Consider the following 20,167-nt stretch of genomic DNA (forward strand, 5'->3'; position numbering starts at 1 on the left):
TAAACCCATGAACATTCATGAATATCAGGCCAAGGCTCTGCTGAAGAGCTATGGCGCACCGGTCGCTGAAGGTGTGGCTATCTTCAAGGCCGACGAAGCCGAGGCTGCGGCAAGAGAATTGCCGGGTCCGCTCTACGTCGTGAAAAGCCAGATCCACGCTGGCGGCCGCGGCAAGGGTAAATTCAAGGAACTCTCGCCGGAAGCCAAAGGTGGCGTTCGCCTTGCGAAGTCGATCGACGAAGTCGTCGCCAATGCCAAGGAAATGCTCGGCAATACGCTGGTCACCAAGCAGACCGGCCCGGCCGGCAAGCAGGTCAACCGCCTCTACATCGAAGACGGCGCCGATATCGACCGCGAACTCTATCTCTCAATTCTCGTCGATCGCTCCGTCGGTCAGGTTGCCTTCGTCGTTTCGACGGAAGGCGGCATGGACATTGAGACCGTCGCCCACGACACGCCCGAAAAGATCATCACCGTCGCTATCGACCCCGCAAAGGGCGTGACGGCCGCAGACAGCAAGAAGCTTGCAGATGCGCTGAATCTCGAAGGCGAAGCTCGCAAGGATGGCGACACGCTGTTCCCGATCCTCTACAAGGCTTTCGTCGAAAAGGACATGAGCCTGCTCGAAGTCAATCCGCTGATCGTCATGAAGAACGGTCGCCTGCGCGTCCTCGACGCCAAGGTATCCTTCGACGGCAATGCGCTCTTCCGTCACGAAGACATCGTCGCTCTGCGCGACAAAACGGAAGAAGACGAGAAGGAAATCGAAGCCTCCAAATACGACCTTGCCTACGTTGCCCTCGACGGCAATATCGGCTGCATGGTCAATGGTGCGGGCCTTGCCATGGCGACCATGGACATCATCAAGCTCTACGGCGCCGAGCCTGCGAACTTCCTCGATGTCGGCGGCGGTGCTTCGAAGGAAAAGGTCACCGCGGCGTTCAAGATCATCACCGCCGATCCGGCCGTGAAGGGCATCCTGGTCAATATCTTCGGCGGCATCATGCGCTGCGACGTCATCGCCGAAGGCGTGATCGCGGCGGTGAAGGAAGTGGGCCTCCAGGTGCCGCTCGTCGTCCGTCTCGAAGGCACCAATGTGGAACTCGGCAAGAAAATCATACGAGAGAGCGGGCTGAACGTGATCCCTGCCGACGATCTTGACGACGCGGCGAAGAAGATCGTCGCTGCTGTGAAAGGGAACTAAGGCATGTCCATTCTCGTCAACAAAGACACCAAGGTCCTGGTCCAGGGGCTGACCGGCAAGACCGGCACTTTCCACACCGAGCAGGCGCTTGCCTATTACGGCACCAAGATGGTCGGCGGCATCCATCCGAAGAAGGGTGGCGAAACCTGGGGGTCGCTCGAAAGCGAAGCACATCTGCCGATCTTCGCCTCCGTCGCCGAGGGCAAGGAAAGAACCGGTGCCGACGCATCGGTGATCTATGTGCCGCCGGCCGGCGCCGCCGAGGCAATCATCGAGGCAATCGAGGCGGAAATTTCGCTCATCATCTGCATCACGGAAGGGATTCCGGTCGAGGACATGATCAAGGTCAAGTCCAAGCTCGACAAGTCGAAGTCGCGCCTGATCGGTCCGAACTGCCCGGGTGTCCTGACGCCTGAGGAATGCAAGATCGGCATCATGCCGGGCTCCATCTTCAAAAAGGGTTCGGTCGGCGTTCTCTCGCGCTCCGGCACGCTGACCTATGAAGCCGTCTTCCAGACCTCGAATGAAGGTCTCGGCCAAACGACGGCAGTCGGCATCGGCGGCGACCCCGTCAAGGGCACCGAGTTCATCGACGTACTCGAGATGTTCCTTGCCGACGACGAAACCAAGTCGATCATCATGATCGGCGAAATCGGCGGATCGGCTGAAGAAGACGCGGCTCAGTTCCTCAAGGACGAAGCCAAGCGTGGACGCAAGAAGCCGATGGTCGGCTTCATCGCCGGGCGTACGGCACCTCCCGGCCGCACCATGGGTCATGCCGGCGCCGTGATTTCTGGCGGCAAGGGCGGTGCAGAAGACAAGATCGCGGCTATGGAAGCGGCCGGTATTACGGTGTCGCCGTCTCCGGCTCGTCTCGGCAAGACGCTGGTTGAAGTCCTCAAGGGCTAAGCCAACTTATATAACCGGGCGGAAGAAAGCACCTGCGCTTCCGCCCGGCCCCAGGTTTTCGACAGCAGGTGTGCCGCGGACAGGCGGCAAATTCGAATGCGGCAGCCGGGTAGAGCCGGCAAATTCATCAAAAGTCAGGAGGCGGACGGAAAGCGTCCGCGTAAAACCATGGCACGGCAAGAAGCCAACGAGCAGTTTCAGATCACCTCGTTTCTGGATGGCGCCAATGCTGCCTATATCGAGCAGCTCTATGCGCGCTACGAAGAAGATCCGTCATCGGTCGACGATCAGTGGCGGACTTTCTTCAAGGCGCTGGAAGACGATCCGAACGATGTGAAGAAGGCGGCCAAGGGCGCTTCTTGGCGCAAGAAAAATTGGCCGATTCAGGCCGGCGGCGATCTCGTATCTGCGCTCGACGGTGATTGGGGCACGGTCGAGAAGGTCATCGAAACCAAGGTGAAGGCAAAGGCCGAAGCTGCCGGCAAGCCGACCGACGGCGCTGACATCCTCCAGGCGACGCGCGATTCCGTGCGTGCCATCATGATGATCCGCGCCTATCGCATGCGCGGCCATCTGCATGCCAAGCTCGATCCGCTTGGCATCGCAGCACCAGTCGAAGACTACAAGGAACTGTCGCCGGAAGCCTACGGCTTCAGCCCGGCCGACTACGATCGCAAGATCTTCATCGACAACGTGCTCGGTCTCGAATACGCGACCATCCCGCAGATGATCGAGATCCTCGAACGAACCTATTGCTCGACCCTCGGCGTCGAGTTCATGCACATGTCCAATCCGGAAGAGAAGGCCTGGGTTCAGGAACGCATCGAGGGGCCGGACAAGGGCGTTGCGTTCACTCCGGAAGGCAAGAAGGCGATCCTTGCCAAGCTCGTCGAAGCGGAAGGTTATGAGCAGTTCCTCGACGTCAAGTTCAAAGGCACCAAGCGCTTCGGCCTCGATGGCGGTGAATCACTGATCCCCGCTCTTGAGCAGATCCTCAAGCGAGGCGGCCATCTCGGCCTGAAGGAAGCCGTGTTCGGCATGGCGCATCGCGGCCGCTTGAACGTGCTTAGCCAAGTCATGGGAAAGCCGCATCGCGCCATCTTCCATGAATTCAAGGGTGGTTCCTATGCGCCCGACGAGGTCGAAGGTTCAGGCGACGTGAAGTACCATCTCGGTGCATCTTCCGACCGCGAATTCGACGGCAACAAGGTTCACGTTTCGCTGACGGCAAACCCTTCGCACCTTGAAATTGTCGATCCCGTCGTCATGGGCAAGGCGCGCGCCAAGCAGGACATGAGTGCTACCGTCTGGGAAGGCGATGTCATTCCGCTCTCCGAGCGCGCCAAGATTTTGCCGCTGCTGATCCACGGCGATGCGGCTTTCGCGGGCCAAGGCGTCATCGCGGAAATTCTGGGCCTTTCGGGTCTTCGCGGCCACCGTGTCGCGGGCACGATGCATGTCATCATCAACAACCAGATCGGTTTTACGACGAACCCGGCCTTCTCCCGTTCGTCGCCCTATCCCTCCGACGTTGCGAAGATGATCGAGGCGCCGATCTTCCACGTCAATGGCGACGATCCGGAAGCTGTGGTCTACGCTGCGAAAATCGCGACCGAGTTCCGCATGAAGTTCCACAAGCCGGTCGTGATCGACATGTTCTGCTACCGGCGCTACGGCCACAACGAAGGCGACGAACCGTCCTTCACCCAGCCGAAGATGTACAAGGTTATCCGTGGCCACAAGACGGTGTTCCAGCTTTACGCCGAGCGTCTTGTTGCGCAGGGCCTGCTGACCGAAGGCGAAGTCGAGAAGATGAAGGCCGACTGGCGCGCTCATCTCGAACAGGAGTTCGAGGCCGGGCAGTCCTACAAGCCGAACAAGGCCGACTGGCTGGACGGCGAATGGTCTGGTCTGCGCACGGCCGACAACGCCGACGAGCAGCGCCGTGGCAAGACGGCCGTGCCGATGAAACAATTGAAGGAGATCGGCCGCAAGCTCTCGGTGGTTCCGGCGGGCTTCAACGCGCACCGCACGATCCAGCGCTTCATGGAAAACCGGGCCAACATGATCCAGACGGGCGAAGGCATCGACTGGGCAATGGGCGAGGCGCTCGCTTTTGGCGCACTCTGCCTCGAAGGCCATAAGATCCGCCTTTCGGGTCAGGATTGCGAACGCGGCACTTTCTCGCAGCGCCATTCGGTCCTTTACGATCAGGAGACCGAAGCGCGTTATATCCCGCTCGCCAACCTGTCGCCGACGCAGGCCCGCTACGAGGTCATCAACTCGATGCTCTCCGAAGAGGCCGTTCTCGGCTTCGAATACGGCTATTCGCTGGCGCGCCCGAACGCGCTCACGCTCTGGGAAGCGCAGTTCGGAGACTTCGCAAACGGTGCGCAGGTCGTCTTCGACCAGTTCGTTTCGTCGGGCGAACGCAAGTGGCTGCGCATGTCGGGTCTCGTCTGCCTGCTGCCGCATGGTTACGAAGGTCAGGGTCCTGAACACTCTTCGGCCCGCCTGGAACGCTTCCTGCAGCTTTGCGCGGAAGACAACATGCAGGTCGCCAACGTCACGACCCCGGCGAACTACTTCCATATCCTGCGCCGTCAGTTGAAGCGCGACTTCCGCAAGCCGCTGATCCTGATGACCCCGAAGTCGTTGCTGCGCCACAAGCGGGCGGTTTCGAGCCTCGCAGAGATGGCCGGCGAATCCTCTTTCCACCGCCTTCTCTGGGATGATGCAGAGGTCATCAAGGACGGACCGATCAAGCTGCAGAAAGACAACAAGATCCGCCGCGTCGTCATGTGCTCCGGCAAGGTTTATTATGATCTTCTGGAGGAGCGCGAAAAGCGCGGTATCGACGATGTCTATCTGCTGCGCGTCGAGCAGCTCTACCCGTTCCCGGCCAAGGCGCTCATCAACGAGCTCTCCCGCTTCCGCAATGCGGAAATGGTCTGGTGCCAGGAAGAGCCGAAAAACATGGGCGCATGGTCGTTCATCGATCCGTATCTCGAATGGGTTCTTGCCCATATCGATGCGAAGTATCAGCGCGTCCGCTACACCGGACGTCCGGCTGCCGCTTCGCCGGCAACGGGCCTGATGTCCAAGCATCTGTCGCAACTCGCTGCATTCCTTGAGGATGCGCTGGGCGGCTGAGGAGTTAGGGCGATGGCATATTTCTTCTTGAGACTTGTGCCGCCTCGTTCCCGCTTTCCGAACGACGCGACCGGGGAGGAAATGGCTGCGATGGAACGGCATGCCGAATACTGGCGCCACAACGCACAAGAGGGATCGGCAATTGCTGTCGGCCCCGTCTTCGAGGGCGAAGGCGCCTGGGGTATGGCGGTCGTCTCAGTCGAGGATCGGGAGGCCGCAAAGGCGCTTGCCGATGCAGATCCGATCGTCCGCTCCAGTTTCGGTTTCCACTTCGAAATTTTGCCAATGCCCTCGATCATTCTCCGGCCGTCTGCTGCCGGAAACGAATAAACGAAAACAAGCAAATCAGGATTTGAACAATGGCCACAGAAATCCGCGTTCCAACTCTCGGTGAATCCGTCAGCGAGGCAACCGTCGGCACCTGGTTCAAGAAGGTTGGCGACGCCATCAAGGCCGATGAGCCGATTCTCGAGCTTGAAACCGACAAGGTGACCATCGAAGTACCGGCACCGACCTCCGGCACGCTGTCTGAAATCGTTGCCCAGGCCGGCGAAACCGTGGGCCTCGGCGCTCTGCTCGGCCAGATCGCCGCAGGCGCTGCAGCCCCGGCTGCCGCTCCCGCAAAGGCTGCCGAGCCGGCCATCGCTGCTCCCGCCCAGGCAACTGCTGCTCCGGCGGCTGCCGCTGCGGCACCGGTTGCTTCCGCCCCGGCCCCGGCTTCCGCCATGCCGGCGGCGCCGGCTGCCGCCAAGATGCTCGTTGAGAACAATCTCTCGGCCGATCAGGTCGAAGGCAGTGGCAAGCGCGGCCAGGTGCTGAAGGGTGATGTGATCGCTGCCGTCGCCAAGGGCCTTTCCGCCCCGGCTGCTGCGCCTGCCGCTCCCGCTGCTGTCCGTGGACCATCAACGGTCGAGGACGCCGGCCGCGAGGAGCGCGTGAAGATGACGCGCCTGCGCCAGACGATTGCCAAGCGCCTCAAGGATGCGCAGAACACCGCAGCCATGCTCACCACGTACAACGAGGTGGACATGAAGGCAGTCATGGACCTGCGCGCCAAGTACAAAGATGTCTTCGAAAAGAAGCATGGCGTGAAGCTCGGCTTCATGGGCTTCTTCACCAAGGCTGTGACGCACGCCCTGAAGGAACTGCCGGCCGTCAACGCCGAGATCGATGGCACCGACATCATCTACAAGAACTACTGCCACATCGGCATGGCGGTCGGCACAGACAAGGGCCTGGTCGTTCCGATCATCCGCGATGCCGACCAGATGTCGATTGCCGAGATCGAGAAAGACCTTGGCCGTCTTGCCAAGGCAGCGCGCGACGGCACGCTCTCGATGGCCGACATGCAGGGCGGCACCTTCACGATCACCAATGGCGGCGTCTATGGCTCGCTGATGTCCTCGCCGATCCTCAATGCGCCGCAGTCGGGCATTCTCGGCATGCACAAGATCCAGGAACGTCCCGTCGTTGTCGGCGGCCAGATCGTCATCCGTCCGATGATGTATCTGGCACTCTCCTACGATCACCGCATCGTCGACGGTAAGGAAGCCGTGACCTTCCTCGTCCGCGTCAAGGAAAGCCTGGAAGATCCGGAGCGTCTGGTTCTTGATCTCTAAGAGAATGACGGGGCCGCGCGAGCGGCCCTGTTTTTCGCGGCAAGGAGTGCCTTATGGCGCGTGGAGTTCCGGCAGCGGACGGCAGTTCGCTTCTCATCGTTAGGCTGAAGTGGGCGGCGGCTGCCTTGGCGGCGCCACTTTTCCTGTGTGCGATGACGGGAGCTGCGCTTTCGGCCGAGTGCAAGCAGTCGGATGCCGTCTATGCCGATCGCGACGGCGCTTATGAACTCCGTTTTTCGCCACTCGGTTCCGAAGCCGCTGCGGCAAGCAATCAGTTCAAGATCAATGTCTTGAAGACCTCGATCGTTCTGGACGGCTATGTGATGCCGTCGGAGGAGCCTGATCGCGCAATCGGCATCGTCATGTTCAACTGCCCGGATGGCGATGTGACGGGTGCGGATCTCGATGCCTGCACGATATGGCAAGGGCCGGTCTACAGCGTCGGTGCCGCGGGCGAAGTGGATAATCTTCAGGCGGAGGCGGCGGGCGCTGCCGACAGGATCGTGCTGCCTGGTCTCGGTCCGGCGATCCGCGAGTCCTCGATTTGGGGCCAAGGCAAGGCGACGGTCGCGCCCTGGGATGTCCTGACCTTCAAGGAATGCGCGAAATGAGTGATGCGCCTGTTCTGCTCGTGACCGGCGCAAGCCGCGGCATCGGTGCTGCCGTCTCGAGACTTGCTGCCAAACAAGGCTGGCGGGTTGCTGTGAATTATGTCTCCAACAGGGCAGCCGCGGATGCCGTCATTGAAGCGATCACGGCGCACGGCGGCGAGGCTATTGCGGTCAAAGGCGATGTCGGCAACGCCGCTGATATCACCTCGATGTTCGAAACCGTTGATCACCATTTCGGGCGGCTTGACGGGCTGGTGAATAATGCCGGTATCATCGATGCGGCTCAGCGTGTCGACGAAATGAGCGTCGAGCGCATCGAGCGGATAATGCGCGTCAACGTCACCGGCTCCATTCTCTGCGCGGCGGAGGCCATTCGCCGCATGTCGAGCAAGCATGGTGGCAAGGGCGGAGCGATCGTCAACATCTCGTCGATGGCGGCGATCATCGGATCACCGTCGCAATATGTGGATTACGCCGCTTCGAAGGCGGCGATCGATACCTTCACGATCGGGCTCGCCCGCGAAGTCGCCGCGGATGGCATCCGGGTGAATGCGATCCGCCCGGGAATTATCGACACCGATATTCACGCCTCCGGCGGACTGCCAGACCGTGCGCGCGACATGGCGCCGAGTATTCCGATGCAGCGGCCGGGAACGGCGGAGGAGGTGGCCGATGCCGTCCTCTATCTTCTTTCTCCTGCGGCCTCCTATGTCACGGGTGCAATCCTCAACGTCAGCGGTGGGCGGTAGGTCGCAAAGGGGAAACGATGCAATATCTTCTCGAATTCCTGGGCCTGATGGCCGTCTTTTCGATCTTCATCGTCGTTCCGGGCGCCGATTTTGCAGTGATCCTTCGCCAGAGCATCGTGCATGGCCGCCGCGCCGCGATGATGACCGGCCTCGGTATGGGCCTCTCGCTGCTCTTCCACATCAGCTACACGATCTTCGGCCTCGGTCTGGTCGTGTCGAAGTCGCTGACGCTGTTTGCGATGATCAAATGGGCAGGTGTCGCCTATCTGGTCTATCTCGGTATCAAATCCTTCCGCGAGCCCGGATTCAATGTCAGGGAAATCGAAGTCACGGAAGCCGATCGCAAGGCTGTTTCGGCGGTCAAGTGCCTCGGCATGGGCTTCATCACCAATGCGCTTAACCCAAAGCCAGTGCTCTTCTTCCTGTCGCTGTTCTCGACGCTGGTGCATCACGACACGCCGGCGCTGATCCAGTTCAGCTACGGCATCGGCATGGCATCTGCACTCGTTGCCTGGTTTGCCGGCGTCTCAATCTTCTTCACCGTCAAGCCCATCCGCGACCGCTTCATTGCCAGCGGCAAATGGTTCAACCGCATCACCGGCGCCGCATTGGTCGGCTTCGGCTTCCGCCTCGCACTCACCCGCGCGGCCGACTAAACGATTAAAGCAAAGGAAAAGAAACAATGTCCTATGATGTGATCATTATCGGAACCGGCCCCGGCGGCTATGTCGCCGCGATCAAGGCGGCCCAGCTCGGCCTCAAGGTTGCGGTCGTCGAAAAGCGCGCGACCTTCGGCGGCACCTGCCTTAATGTCGGATGCATTCCCTCCAAGGCGTTGCTGCATGCTTCCGAAATGTTCCATCATGCCGGTCACGGCATGGATGCGCTCGGCATCGAAATAACGGCTCCGAAGCTCAATCTCGAAAAGATGCTGGCGCACAAGGATGCGACGGTGAAGTCGAATGTCGACGGCGTCGCCTTCCTCTTCAAGAAGAACAAGATCGATGCCTTCCAAGGTACCGGCAAGATCGTTTCCGCCGGGAAAGTTTCCGTGACCGCCGACGACGGCAAGGTCCAGGAGATCGAAGGTAAGAACATCGTGATAGCCACAGGCTCCGATGTTGCCGGCATCCCGGGCGTTCAAGTCGAGTTCGATGAAAAGGTGATCATCTCCTCGACCGGCGGTATTGCGCTGGAGAAAGTGCCCGAAACGATGATCGTCGTCGGTGGTGGCGTCATCGGTCTGGAACTGGGCTCTGTCTGGTCGCGCCTCGGTGCGAAGGTGACCGTTGTCGAATATCTCGACACGATCCTCGGCGGCATGGATGGCGATGTAGCCAAGCAGTTCCAGCGCATGCTCGCCAAGCAGGGCATCGAATTCAACCTCGGCGCCAAGGTCGTCGGCGTCGAGAAGGGCGGCACGGGTGCCAAGGTGACCTTCGAACCGGTCAAGGGCGGCGACAAGGTGACGCTTGAGGCGGAAGTCGTTCTCATCGCCACTGGCCGCTTGCCCTTTACGGCTGGCCTCGGCCTTGAAGAGGTGGGTGTCAAACTCGACAATCGCGGCCGCGTCGAGATCGACGGCCACTTCAAGACCAATGTCGCCGGCATTTATGCAATCGGCGATGTCGTGAAGGGTCCGATGCTGGCGCACAAAGCGGAAGACGAAGGCGTGGCGCTTGCCGAAATACTTGCCGGCCAGGCCGGTCATGTGAATTACGACGTCATCCCGAGCGTCGTCTACACACAGCCGGAAGTCGCCTCCGTCGGCAAGACAGAGGAAGAGCTGAAGGCTGCAGGCATCGCCTATAAGGCTGGCAAGTTCCCGTTCACGGCAAATGGCCGCGCTCGCGCGATGCTCGCGACAGACGGCTTTGTAAAGGTCCTGTCGGACAAGGCAACGGACCGCGTTCTCGGTGGTCATATCGTCGGCTTCGGTGCCGGCGAGATGATCCACGAGATTGCCGTTCTCATGGAATTCGGCGGTTCTGCCGAGGATCTCGGCCGCACCTGCCATGCTCATCCGACAATGTCGGAGGCAGTGAAGGAAGCAGCACTCGCTACCTTCTTCAAGCCGATCCATATGTAAACCCCGAAGACAGAAGCTCTTCGCCGCGGTTCGCAAGGACCGCGGCTTTTTTAATGGGCCTTCGACAGAAGCCTCCGCCTTCCTGGTCTGAACCGCGATTAAGTGATTGCTTCGGTCCCGCAAGCACGGGCAGCAGGATAGAGCTGGAAATGAAGAATATTCCCGCGTTTTACGCGTACTTTAATTCACTTGCGTGACGGTGAAGCCCTGTTTGCGCAGAAGTTCGATGACTCCGCCGTCGCCTGGCAGATGCAGGGCCCCGACGGCCATGAAGACGTTGCCGCTGGCGAGAATCGGAGCTGCGCGCTCGGCCATTATTTTATTGCGGTCGAGGATGATGCGCTGCTCGAAGCTGGCGTAATCGCTTTCCTCGTCCTTGCCGTCCGGCGAAACTGTTTTCAGCATCGGTATGGTCATGCCGATGTCGCCGGAGACATAGAGGTCGGTCATCGTTTCCACGACGTCGTTCATCTTGGAGCCGAGCTCCAGGGTTTCGATCAGTGACTTCAGATGAAATTCTACCGGAAGTTCGGCCATTGCCTGCAGTTGTTCGGCAAGCGTTTCGAGCCCGCGCACCTGCTTGCCTTCGGCGGCTGCGTCGGCTGCGATCTTCTGATCGAGAAAGGGAACACCCTTCGCCTTGCGGGAAATCTCGCAGGCAGGGAGCGCGACGGCGCTCGCAATCATCCAGGGTCGCATGCGTGAAACGGCGGAGAGCGGAATGCCGCGTCGCTTGAGGCCAGCACCGAGACGGGCGTAATCCTCGCGCGACAGGAGTTTTTCGATCGTCGTCCCATCGGTGAACATGGTGAGATCCGGCCGGGCGAGGAGAGCGGCGGCCGCCTTCTTCTCACTCAGGATCTCATCGGATTCGATGACGATCGTATCGGCGCCATCACGAGCGGCCTGGGCGTAGAGCGGCAGGTTCAGCACGCGCGGATCAGTAACATGCATGCTGCCAAGCAGCCACGAGGTCCTCAGGCCGGGCTTTTCGATCTTCCAGAAAATGCCTTTGCCGTTCGGCGTCGCATCCGCTTCCTTGACGACTTCTGCATAGCGGGCAGGATCGTTCTGCTGCAGCTCGGTCATCAGGTTCTTGCCGGTGCAAGTATCGTCGGCAGCCTGCGCCGAAGACACCGCAAGGAGCACGGCGAGAAGGGCGGCGGCAAGCAGCATGTGGAAGGCTGCAATCAGCCAGAGCAACATATTGCCAGGTGTCGCAACGCGCAGACTACGCTGGCCGATGGTGATCGTCATGATGATGTTCCGGTCACAATGTATGAGAGCTCATGCTCTACGCCTTGCATGCGCATATTGCCTTAAGAGAATACGTTAACAAAAGATTACGCCCTCGGATGGGCACGGTCGTAAACTTCCAGCAAACGCGATGAATCGACACCGGTATAGACCTGGGTCGTCGACAGGCTTGCGTGACCGAGCAGTTCCTGGATCGTCCTCAGATCGCCGCCGCCTGCCAGCAGATGGGTTGCAAAAGAATGCCGCAGCGCATGCGGTGTTGCCGTTTCAGGCAATCCGAAGGCGCTGCGCATCCGCTGCATTGTGCGCTGGATGATTGCAGCCTGGAGCTTGCCGCCGCGAGCGCCGCGGAAGAGCGGTTCTCCTTTTTCCAGATGGTACGGGCAGAGAGAGCGGTATTTCTCAACCGCTTCAAGAACAACCGGCAGCAGCGGAACAAGGCGCGTCTTGTTGCCCTTGCCGGTGATGCGCAGTGTCGTGGCGCCTGCATGCAAGCTGTCCACAGTCAGGTCAAGTGCCTCGGCAATGCGCAGACCGCAGCCATAGAGGAGTGTGAAAACGGCCGCATCGCGCGCAGCGATCCATGGTTCCTCGTGAAGCTGTGCCTCGTCGCTGGCGACATTGATCGCCTGCTTGTCGGAGAGTGGTTTCGGCAGCGATTTCGGCTGTTTCGGTGATCGAACGGCTCCTGCTCCGGCGGCGTTCACCAAACCTTTTTTTTCCAGATATCGCAGCAGCGACCGAAGACCGGCCAGATTGCGGCCAAGCGATCGCGCCCCGGAACCTTCTTTCCGGCGGGCGGCCAGGAAGCTGCGGAAATCGGCCGGGCGAAGAGATTCAATGTCCTTCAACGTCGCCGGGCCGCCGATATGGCCGGTCAGAAAGATGAGGAACTGGCGGCTGTCGCGCTCGTAGGCGTCGAGCGTGTGTTCAGAAAGGCGCCGCTCGCGCTCGAGATTTTCAAGCCAGGCGCTGCGCTCCGCCATCAGGCGCGGGTCGGCGATAATCAGGAGTTCGTTCACTGGCGCGGGCCTTGATTTTGTTCTTGCCTTCGCCAAGTTTGAAGGAGGGACCGTTAGGGAATTGCTAATATCGGCCAAGCTCTTGTCATGCTTCCATCATAATAGGTTGCGATAGCTGTTCCGAACGAAACAGGACTTTGCATGGCACGGCGCCAATCCACGACGGCTTTCGGACAGCTCGCGGAAGCGATCGCTCTGGTTTCCCACGGCAACCCCGGACACATCGTTGATACCCTGATCGAAGAGCGCGGCCAGCGCATCGTCCGCCACCCGCTTTGGCCGGTGATGCGGCCCTTTCTCTATGCGCTTTTGCGCTACAACAAGGCGCTTCAGTTCGCCAACGACGTAGCGAACATGCCGGGCTTCCAGTGCTTCGAATATATGAGCAACCTGCTGACGCTGGATATCGCGGTTAGAAATGCCGAGCGGATCCCTGCTACCGGCGGCTTCATTCTCGTCAGCAATCATCCGACCGGCATTGCTGATGGTGTTGCAGTTTTCGACCTCCTGAAGAACCGCCGCCCGGACATGATGTTCTTTGCCAACCGGGACGCGGTGCGTGTCAATCCGCGTTTTGCGGAAATGGTCATCCCCGTGGAATGGCGGGACGAATACAAGACGAAACTCAAGACCCGTGAGACGCTGCAGCTTACGAACCACGCCGTGAAGGAAGGAAAGGCAACTGTATTGTTTCCCTCGGGCCGTATCGCCTATTGGGCGAACGGCCGGTTGAATGAAAGGCCGTGGAAAAACTCTGCCGTCGGCCTTGCCCGCAAATACAATCTGCCGATCTTGCCAGTGCACATGACCGCGCGCAACTCCGGGCTTTTCTACTGGTTTGCAAAGTGGTCGACCGAACTGCGCGACATGACGGTGTTTCACGAACTTCTCAACAAGCGCGGCGATCGTTTTGATTTCATCATCGGCAATCTCGTACCGGTGGGGCATCTGGACGGCGACATAAACGAAGTGACCAAGGCGCTTGAAAAACACACACTACATGATCTGCGCGCCGACAGCGATGCACGGTTCCTGCCACTTATGCAGCCGCGCGCACCGGAGATAGTGGCGGCCCATTCATTTCGTTGAGCGGATAGGTTAAAGCGAAGCATGCCGCTCCGCCCGATGTTCGCCCAGAACGAAAGGTCGCTGCGATCTATCCGCATGGATCTTTCGGATCAATCTTTTCGTCGGCGAAAAACGGCGTCGGAAAAGGCACGCTTCGGCGTGCTATCGATGGATGGCGCTACTTTCATGGATTGAGGCCGATGATCGTCGCCGCTACGCACTCCATGTCTGGCGGTCACGGCAACCATGCCGGACGGGGACGGAAGCAATCTGGCGGCTTTTGGCATCATTGGTGCATACGGGAAGATACCGTGGATCTCGACCGTGCCGATTGCTTCGGCGCAGGTGGTGCCAAGCGGATTGTGCCGGGGAGTTTCTTGGCGCCGCTGTCCAGGCGTGATGCGGCATGCGGCAGGACCGCTTACATGGTGGATCGAGGGGACGCGGTTGACCGGCGTCATCGATGAGGACAAGTATGCGATGTTCTCGCAGGTTTTCTTTTTGCTCTAGAGCGGGCATGTTCACGCCCGATGAGCACAGATTCGTCCGATCTCTTTGGCGCGTTATTCGAGGCACCAACCGGAACCCGCACGGTTCCGGTTCTCGTGCCCATGCCTGCGCCGAAACCCTATTCCTATTCCGTGCCGGATGGCATGGCGGTCGAGCCGGGCTCGGTCGTGCAGGTGCCGCTCGGCCCCAGGCAGGTGATCGGCGTTGTCTGGGACGGCGGTGAAGATGGCGTCGATCCGAAGAAGCTCAGACCGATCACGCATGTCTTCGATTGCCCGCCGCTTTCCAACGAAATGCGGGAGTTCATCGACTGGGTGGCTGCATACACGCTATCGCCGCCCGGTCTTGTTGCCCGCATGGCGCTTCGTGCACCGAATGCCTTCGAACCGGAGCCGATGGTGGAAGGATTGCGCTTCGTCGGCGGCGAGCCGGAGCGGATGACCCCGGCGCGTGCCCGAGTGCTCGATACGGCATCGGACGGTATCTCGTGGACACGGACCGGACTTGCACATGCCGCTGGTGTTTCCACGAGCGTTGTCGATGGCCTCATCAGCCAGGGGCTTTTCGAGACAATTTTCCTGCCTCCGCCTCCTGTCGTGGCAAAACCCGATCCGGACTTTGCGTCTTCGCGGCTGCAAGGGCCGCAGAAAGATGCCGCCGAAGAAATTTTGAGCGAAGTCAGAAAAGGTGAGTTTGCCGTTTCGCTGATCGATGGCGTGACGGGATCCGGCAAGACCGAGGTCTATTTCGAGGCGATCGCCGAGACGCTTCGCCGCGGCAAGCAGGTGCTGATCCTGCTGCCGGAAATCGCGCTCACCGCAAGTTTCCTAGAGCGCTTCCAGGACCGCTTCGGCGCAAAGCCGGCCGAATGGCATTCCGATCTCGCGCCGCGCATGCGCGAGAAGGTCTGGCGCCAGGCGGTGACCGGCGAGGTTCGCGTGGTTGCCGGCGCCCGCTCGGCATTGTTTCTGCCGTTCGAAGACCTGGGGCTGATCGTCATCGATGAGGAGCACGATCCTGCCTACAAGCAGGAAGACCGCGTCTATTACAATGCCCGCGACATGGCAGTCGTCCGCGGGCGCATCGGCAATTTCCCGGTTGTTCTCGTGTCGGCGACGCCTTCCGTCGAAAGCCAGGTGAACGGTCAGAACGGACGCTACAGCACCATCCATCTGCCGACACGCTTCGGCGACGCGGCGCTGCCCGATCTGCATCTCGTCGATATGCGGCGGCACGCGCCGAAAAGGGAAGGTTTTCTCTCGCCAGTCTTGATCCGGGCGATCGGAAAGACGGTCGAAAAGGGCGAGCAGGCGCTGCTCTTCCTCAATCGCCGCGGCTACGCACCGCTGACGCTCTGCCGTGTCTGCGGCCACCGCTTCCAGTGCCCGCAATGTTCGAGTTGGCTCGTCGAGCACCGTTTCCGCAGCCAGCTGCAGTGCCATCAATGCGGCCATACGGAGCGGACGCCGGAGGCTTGTCCGGAATGCGGAACGCTCGATCACCTCGTTGCCTGTGGGCCGGGGGTCGAGCGCATCGCGGAAGAAGTTGAGCGTCATTTCCCCGACGCGCGGACGATCGTGTTGTCCTCGGATATTATGGGCGGCGTCAAACGCCTGCGGCTGGAACTCGAGGCCATCGCCAAGGGCGAAGCGGATATCGTCATCGGCACGCAGCTCGTTGCCAAGGGGCATAACTTTCCGTTGATGACGCTGGTCGGCATCGTCGATGCAGATCTCGGGCTCGCCAACGGCGATCCGCGCGCGGCGGAAAGAACATTCCAGCTTCTTTCACAGGTGACGGGCCGCGCGGGGCGAACGGGTCTGAAGAGCCATGGCCTGCTGCAGACGTACCAGCCGCAGCATCCCGTCATGCAGGCGATCGTTTCAGGCGACGCGAGTGCGTTTTACGAGCGGGAAATCACCGAGCGCGAGAGGGCAAGCTTGCCGCCTTTCGGACGCCTTGCGTCGATTATCGTCTCGGCCGAAACGCGCCATGACGCAGAAAACCATGCCCGCGGCATGCGGAGCGCGGCGCCGCAGGTTTCCGGCATTTCCATTCTCGGCCCCGCCGAAGCACCGCTGGCGCTGGTGCGCGGCCGCTACCGTTTCCGGCTCCTCGTACACGGGCGGCGGAGTTCCGACATGCAGGCATTTCTGCGCAGTATGCTTGCGCAGGCGCCGAAAGAGCGTGGCTCGGTGCACGTCCAGCTCGATATCGACCCGCAAAGCTTCCTGTAGATCGGCGATTGACAGCCGTTTTCCACCCGGCGCAATCATGCCATAAGGGGCAGGCATTCGCAGCGTGATTTGGGGTTGATCCATGGAGTTTTATTTTCCCGAGGCCTTTGGCGAGCAGCTCGCATTCTGCTCGGCGGTGTTCACGGCTCTTGCGGGTCTCGTCATCATGTTCGCGCCCGGATATGCGATGCAGCTCTTCGGCCTTCAGCCGCGTGGAGAGCGACGGGATGGTTTCGCCGAGCAACGCTCCGTCGGCGGTTTCTATCTCGGATTTGGACTGGCGGCGATCATGCTGGCGCAGGATTTCATCTACATGGCGCTCGGGGCGGCATTTGCGATGGCGGCTTTCGCCCGGATCGTCTCGCTTCTTTCCGATAAGGGAAGCACGATTCTCAACTATTTACTTCTGGTTGTGCAGGCCGTTCTAGCGGCACTCCCGCTCGCCTATTCTTTGGGCTTCTTCGCAACCTAGATTACAGCGCCGCGAGCCGCTCACTCGCGGGGCTTTGCGCCATTTCACGATTTTGCCGATAGAAAAGCATTCGAAAGGCATATTCGGGCATTACGCGTGTTGCGAGTCCCGACATCCTATGTTAGACGGACCCCGAATTTCGGAAGAAGCAAGAGGCTTCTCTTGCGATTTCTGGGGGAAATCAAAACGAATTCAAGAGCATAGGTCAGGCGCCCGCCAAAGGCCGGATTCTTGGGTTGAAATCAGGGAAATTTGTGCCCGTGGCAGACACGTCCCAGCTTGCTTCTGGTGTTGCAGAACGATATGCATCCTCGCTGTTCGAACTGGCTCTTGAAGAAGGCGCCGTCGAGAGCGTCACCGCAGATCTCGATCGTTTCCAGGCGATGCTGGACGAGAGCGACGACCTGAAGCGCTTCGTCGCAAGCCCGGTATTCTCCGCAGACGATCAGCTCAAGGCGGTCGCTGCAATCAGCGAGAAGGCCGGCATGAGCGGATTCTTTGCTAATTTCCTGAAGGTTGTGGCGCGTAACCGCCGCCTCTTTGCCCTTCCGGGCATGATCAAGGCCTTCCGCATCATTGCTGCTCGCCAGCGTGGCGAAATTTCTGCCGAGGTCACCTCGGCCCATGCGCTGACCGCAGCGCAGGAAACCGAATTGAAGGCGGCGCTCAAGGGCGTCACCGGCAAAGACGTGACGATTGCCGTCACGGTTGATCCGTCAATTCTTGGTGGTCTGATCGTGAAGGTCGGGTCCCGTCAGATTGATACGTCGCTTCGTACCAAACTTTCTACCCTCAAGCTTGCATTGAAAGAGGTTGGCTGATGGATATCCGCGCCGCGGAAATTTCCGCAATTCTCAAAGATCAAATTAAAAATTTCGGCAAAGAGGCGGAAGTCTCGGAAGTCGGCCAGGTGCTTTCTGTCGGTGACGGTATTGCTCGCGTTTACGGTCTGGACAACGTTCAGGCGGGTGAAATGGTCGAGTTCCCCGGCGGCATCCGCGGCATGGCGCTGAACCTCGAGTCCGATAACGTCGGTGTCGTTATCTTCGGCTCCGACCGCGACATCAAGGAAGGCGACACCGTCAAGCGGACCGGCGCCATCGTTGATGTTCCGGTTGGCCCGGAACTGCTCGGCCGCGTCGTTGACGCTCTCGGCAATCCGATCGACGGCAAGGGCCCGATCAACGCAACGCGCCGTGCGCGTGTCGACGTCAAGGCTCCCGGCATCATCCCGCGCAAGTCGGTTCATGAGCCGATGTCGACCGGCCTCAAGGCTATCGATGCTCTCATCCCCGTCGGCCGCGGCCAGCGCGAGCTTGTCATTGGCGACCGCCAGACCGGCAAGACCGCGATCCTTCTCGACACGATCCTGAACCAGAAGGCGATTCACGATTCTGGCCCGGAAGCTGAAAAGCTTTTCTGCGTCTACGTCGCCATCGGCCAGAAGCGCTCCACGGTTGCGCAGTTCGTCAAGGTTCTGGAAGAACGCGGCGCCCTGAAATACTCGATCATCGTTGCTGCGACGGCTTCCGATCCGGCTCCGATGCAGTACCTGGCTCCGTTTGCCGGCTGCGCCATGGGCGAATATTTCCGCGACAACGGCCAGCATGCGCTGATCGGTTACGACGACCTGTCCAAGCAGGCTGTTTCCTACCGTCAGATGTCGCTGCTGCTGCGCCGCCCGCCGGGCCGCGAAGCTTATCCGGGCGACGTCTTCTACCTGCATTCGCGTCTCCTCGAGCGCGCTGCAAAGATGAGCGACGCAATGGGCGCCGGTTCGCTGACCGCTCTGCCGGTCATCGAAACGCAGGGTAACGACGTTTCGGCTTTCATTCCGACCAACGTGATCTCGATCACCGACGGCCAGATCTTCCTCGAAACCGATCTGTTCTATCAGGGCATCCGTCCGGCTGTTAACGTCGGTCTGTCGGTTTCGCGCGTCGGCTCGTCCGCACAGATCAAGGCGATGAAGCAGGTCGCGGGCTCGATCAAGGGTGAGCTTGCGCAGTATCGCGAAATGGCCGCCTTCGCCCAGTTCGGTTCGGACCTTGACGCTGCGACGCAGCGCCTGCTGAACCGCGGTGCCCGCTTGACCGAACTCCTGAAGCAGCCGCAATTCTCGCCGCTGAAGGTGGAAGAGCAGGTCGCGGTCATCTTCGCAGGTGTCAACGGCTACCTGGACAAGATCGCTGTCGCTCAGATCGGCAAGTTCGAGCAGGCATTGCTCTCGTACCTGCGCTCGGAAGGCACGGCCATCCTCGACACGATCCGCACGGAAAAGGCAATCAGCGACGATACCAAGGGCAAGCTTGTGGCTGCTCTCGATACCTTCGCGAAGTCTTTCGCCTGATCGCACCTAATTAGGACGGAAAACGGATGCCTTCACTTAAGGATCTGAAGAACCGGATCGCCTCCGTCAAGGCGACGCAGAAGATCACCAAGGCGATGAAAATGGTCGCCGCGGCGAAGCTTCGGCGTGCGCAGGAGGCGGCCGAGGCCGCCCGGCCCTATTCGGAGCGCATGGCGGCTGTTCTTTCGAACATCACCAAGGCGATGACGGAGGCCGATAGCGCACCAGTGCTCATGACGGGTACGGGCAAGGCTGAGGTTCACCTGCTTGTTGTCTGCACCGCCGAGCGTGGCCTCTGCGGCGGCTTCAATTCACAGATCGCGCGCTTTGCCCGCGACCATGCCCGCAGGCTCATTTCCGAAGGCAAGACCGTCAAGATCTTCACCGTCGGCAAGAAGGGCTATGACGTTCTTCGTCGCGAATTTTCCTCGCTCATCGTCGAGCGCAAGGAGCTTCGCGACGTGAAGCGCATCGGCTTCGAGAATGCCGACCAGATCGGCAAGCGCGTTATCGACATGTTCGAAGCGGGCGAATTCGACGTTTGCACGCTGTTCTACTCGGAGTTCAAGTCGGTCATCTCGCAGGTGCCGACGGCTCAGCAACTCATCCCGGCTTCGGCTCCCGAAGCTGTTGCTGAAGACGTTGTGCATGCAGGTGCCGTCTATGAATACGAGCCGGATCCGGCATCGATCCTGAACGAGCTGATCCCGCGCAATATTTCGGTCCAGATTTTCCGCGCGCTCCTCGAGAACGTCGCCGGCGAAATGGGCGCAAAGATGAGCGCGATGGACAGTGCGACGCGCAACGCTGGTGAGATGATCAACAAGCTGACGCTCAGCTACAACCGGCAGCGTCAGGCTCAGATCACCAAGGAACTCATTGAAATCATTTCGGGCGCGGAAGCGCTCTGAGGTTAG

The 20,167-nt window shown here is 60.1% G+C and carries 17 protein-coding genes; 15 read left to right on the top strand and 2 right to left on the bottom strand.

Annotated elements, in window-relative coordinates; genetic code table 11:
- Positions 1-7: 7 nt before the first annotated feature.
- From sucC to lpdA, 9 genes are all read left to right on the top strand, one after another.
- Complete coding sequence (gene sucC, locus BLP23_RS20910; protein ID WP_092586727.1) at positions 8-1,204, top strand: ADP-forming succinate--CoA ligase subunit beta; 1,197 nt, start codon at positions 8-10, stop codon at positions 1,202-1,204.
- A gap of 3 nt (positions 1,205-1,207) precedes the next feature.
- Positions 1,208-2,113 carry a succinate--CoA ligase subunit alpha gene (gene sucD, locus BLP23_RS20915; RefSeq protein WP_022717413.1) on the top strand — a complete coding sequence of 302 codons (906 nt, stop codon included), beginning with the start codon at positions 1,208-1,210 and terminating at the stop codon, positions 2,111-2,113.
- 168 nt (positions 2,114-2,281) lie between these two features.
- On the top strand, positions 2,282-5,266 hold the full coding sequence (locus BLP23_RS20920; protein WP_092586780.1) for a 2-oxoglutarate dehydrogenase E1 component: 2,985 nt from the start codon (positions 2,282-2,284) through the stop codon (positions 5,264-5,266).
- 12 nt (positions 5,267-5,278) lie between these two features.
- Positions 5,279-5,596, top strand: coding sequence for a YciI family protein (locus tag BLP23_RS20925; RefSeq protein WP_092586728.1), 318 nt, complete (start codon positions 5,279-5,281; stop codon positions 5,594-5,596).
- 29 nt (positions 5,597-5,625) lie between these two features.
- A complete protein-coding gene (gene odhB / locus BLP23_RS20930; protein WP_092586729.1) occupies positions 5,626-6,885 on the top strand; it encodes a 2-oxoglutarate dehydrogenase complex dihydrolipoyllysine-residue succinyltransferase in 1,260 nt (419 codons plus the stop codon).
- 152 nt (positions 6,886-7,037) lie between these two features.
- Entirely contained in the window at positions 7,038-7,496 is a 459-nt protein-coding gene (locus BLP23_RS20935) for a hypothetical protein (RefSeq protein ID WP_092586781.1), read from the top strand.
- On the top strand, positions 7,493-8,245 hold the full coding sequence (locus BLP23_RS20940; RefSeq protein ID WP_092586730.1) for an SDR family oxidoreductase: 753 nt from the start codon (positions 7,493-7,495) through the stop codon (positions 8,243-8,245). Before BLP23_RS20935 ends, BLP23_RS20940 begins: the two co-directional genes overlap by 4 nt.
- 17 nt (positions 8,246-8,262) lie before the next feature.
- Positions 8,263-8,901, top strand: a complete 639-nt coding sequence (locus tag BLP23_RS20945) for a LysE family translocator (protein WP_092586731.1) — start codon at positions 8,263-8,265, stop codon at positions 8,899-8,901.
- 26 nt (positions 8,902-8,927) lie between these two features.
- Positions 8,928-10,334, top strand: a complete 1,407-nt coding sequence (gene lpdA, locus BLP23_RS20950; protein WP_092586732.1) for a dihydrolipoyl dehydrogenase — start codon at positions 8,928-8,930, stop codon at positions 10,332-10,334.
- Positions 10,335-10,514: 180 nt separating this feature from the next.
- Here the strand turns inward: lpdA and BLP23_RS20955 are convergent, their stop codons facing one another.
- Positions 10,515-11,591 (bottom strand): TraB/GumN family protein, encoded by a 1,077-nt coding sequence (locus BLP23_RS20955; protein WP_092586733.1) that lies wholly within the window; start codon positions 11,589-11,591, stop codon positions 10,515-10,517.
- Between the two features lie 86 nt (positions 11,592-11,677).
- Positions 11,678-12,613, bottom strand: a complete 936-nt coding sequence (locus BLP23_RS20960) for a tyrosine recombinase XerC (protein WP_092586734.1) — start codon at positions 12,611-12,613, stop codon at positions 11,678-11,680.
- A 141-nt stretch (positions 12,614-12,754) separates the two neighbouring features.
- Between BLP23_RS20960 and BLP23_RS20965 the strand changes: the two genes are divergently transcribed.
- The 6 genes from BLP23_RS20965 to BLP23_RS20995 all read left to right on the top strand — a co-directional run bounded on the left by BLP23_RS20965 (position 12,755) and on the right by BLP23_RS20995 (position 20,161).
- Positions 12,755-13,702 (top strand): GNAT family N-acetyltransferase, encoded by a 948-nt coding sequence (locus BLP23_RS20965; RefSeq protein WP_092586735.1) that lies wholly within the window; start codon positions 12,755-12,757, stop codon positions 13,700-13,702.
- A 509-nt stretch (positions 13,703-14,211) separates the two neighbouring features.
- Positions 14,212-16,428: a primosomal protein N' gene (locus tag BLP23_RS20975; RefSeq protein WP_092586737.1), complete on the top strand. Its 2,217-nt coding sequence runs from the start codon at positions 14,212-14,214 to the stop codon at positions 16,426-16,428.
- 82 nt (positions 16,429-16,510) lie between these two features.
- Entirely contained in the window at positions 16,511-16,900 is a 390-nt protein-coding gene (locus BLP23_RS20980; protein ID WP_092586738.1) for an AGROH133_08824 family phage infection protein, read from the top strand.
- 254 nt (positions 16,901-17,154) lie between these two features.
- Positions 17,155-17,721: a F0F1 ATP synthase subunit delta gene (locus BLP23_RS20985; RefSeq protein ID WP_092586739.1), complete on the top strand. Its 567-nt coding sequence runs from the start codon at positions 17,155-17,157 to the stop codon at positions 17,719-17,721.
- The gene (gene atpA / locus BLP23_RS20990; RefSeq protein ID WP_092586740.1) at positions 17,721-19,250 is read left to right on the top strand and encodes a F0F1 ATP synthase subunit alpha; all 1,530 of its coding nucleotides are present in this window, start codon (positions 17,721-17,723) and stop codon (positions 19,248-19,250) included. Before BLP23_RS20985 ends, atpA begins: the two co-directional genes overlap by 1 nt.
- Before the next feature lie 26 nt (positions 19,251-19,276).
- Complete coding sequence (locus tag BLP23_RS20995) at positions 19,277-20,161, top strand: F0F1 ATP synthase subunit gamma (RefSeq protein ID WP_092586741.1); 885 nt, start codon at positions 19,277-19,279, stop codon at positions 20,159-20,161.
- Positions 20,162-20,167: the final 6 nt, after the last annotated feature.

Origin of the sequence: Rhizobium mongolense subsp. loessense (genome assembly GCF_900099775.1) — a bacterium.
GTDB classification, from domain to species: domain Bacteria; phylum Pseudomonadota; class Alphaproteobacteria; order Rhizobiales; family Rhizobiaceae; genus Rhizobium; species Rhizobium loessense.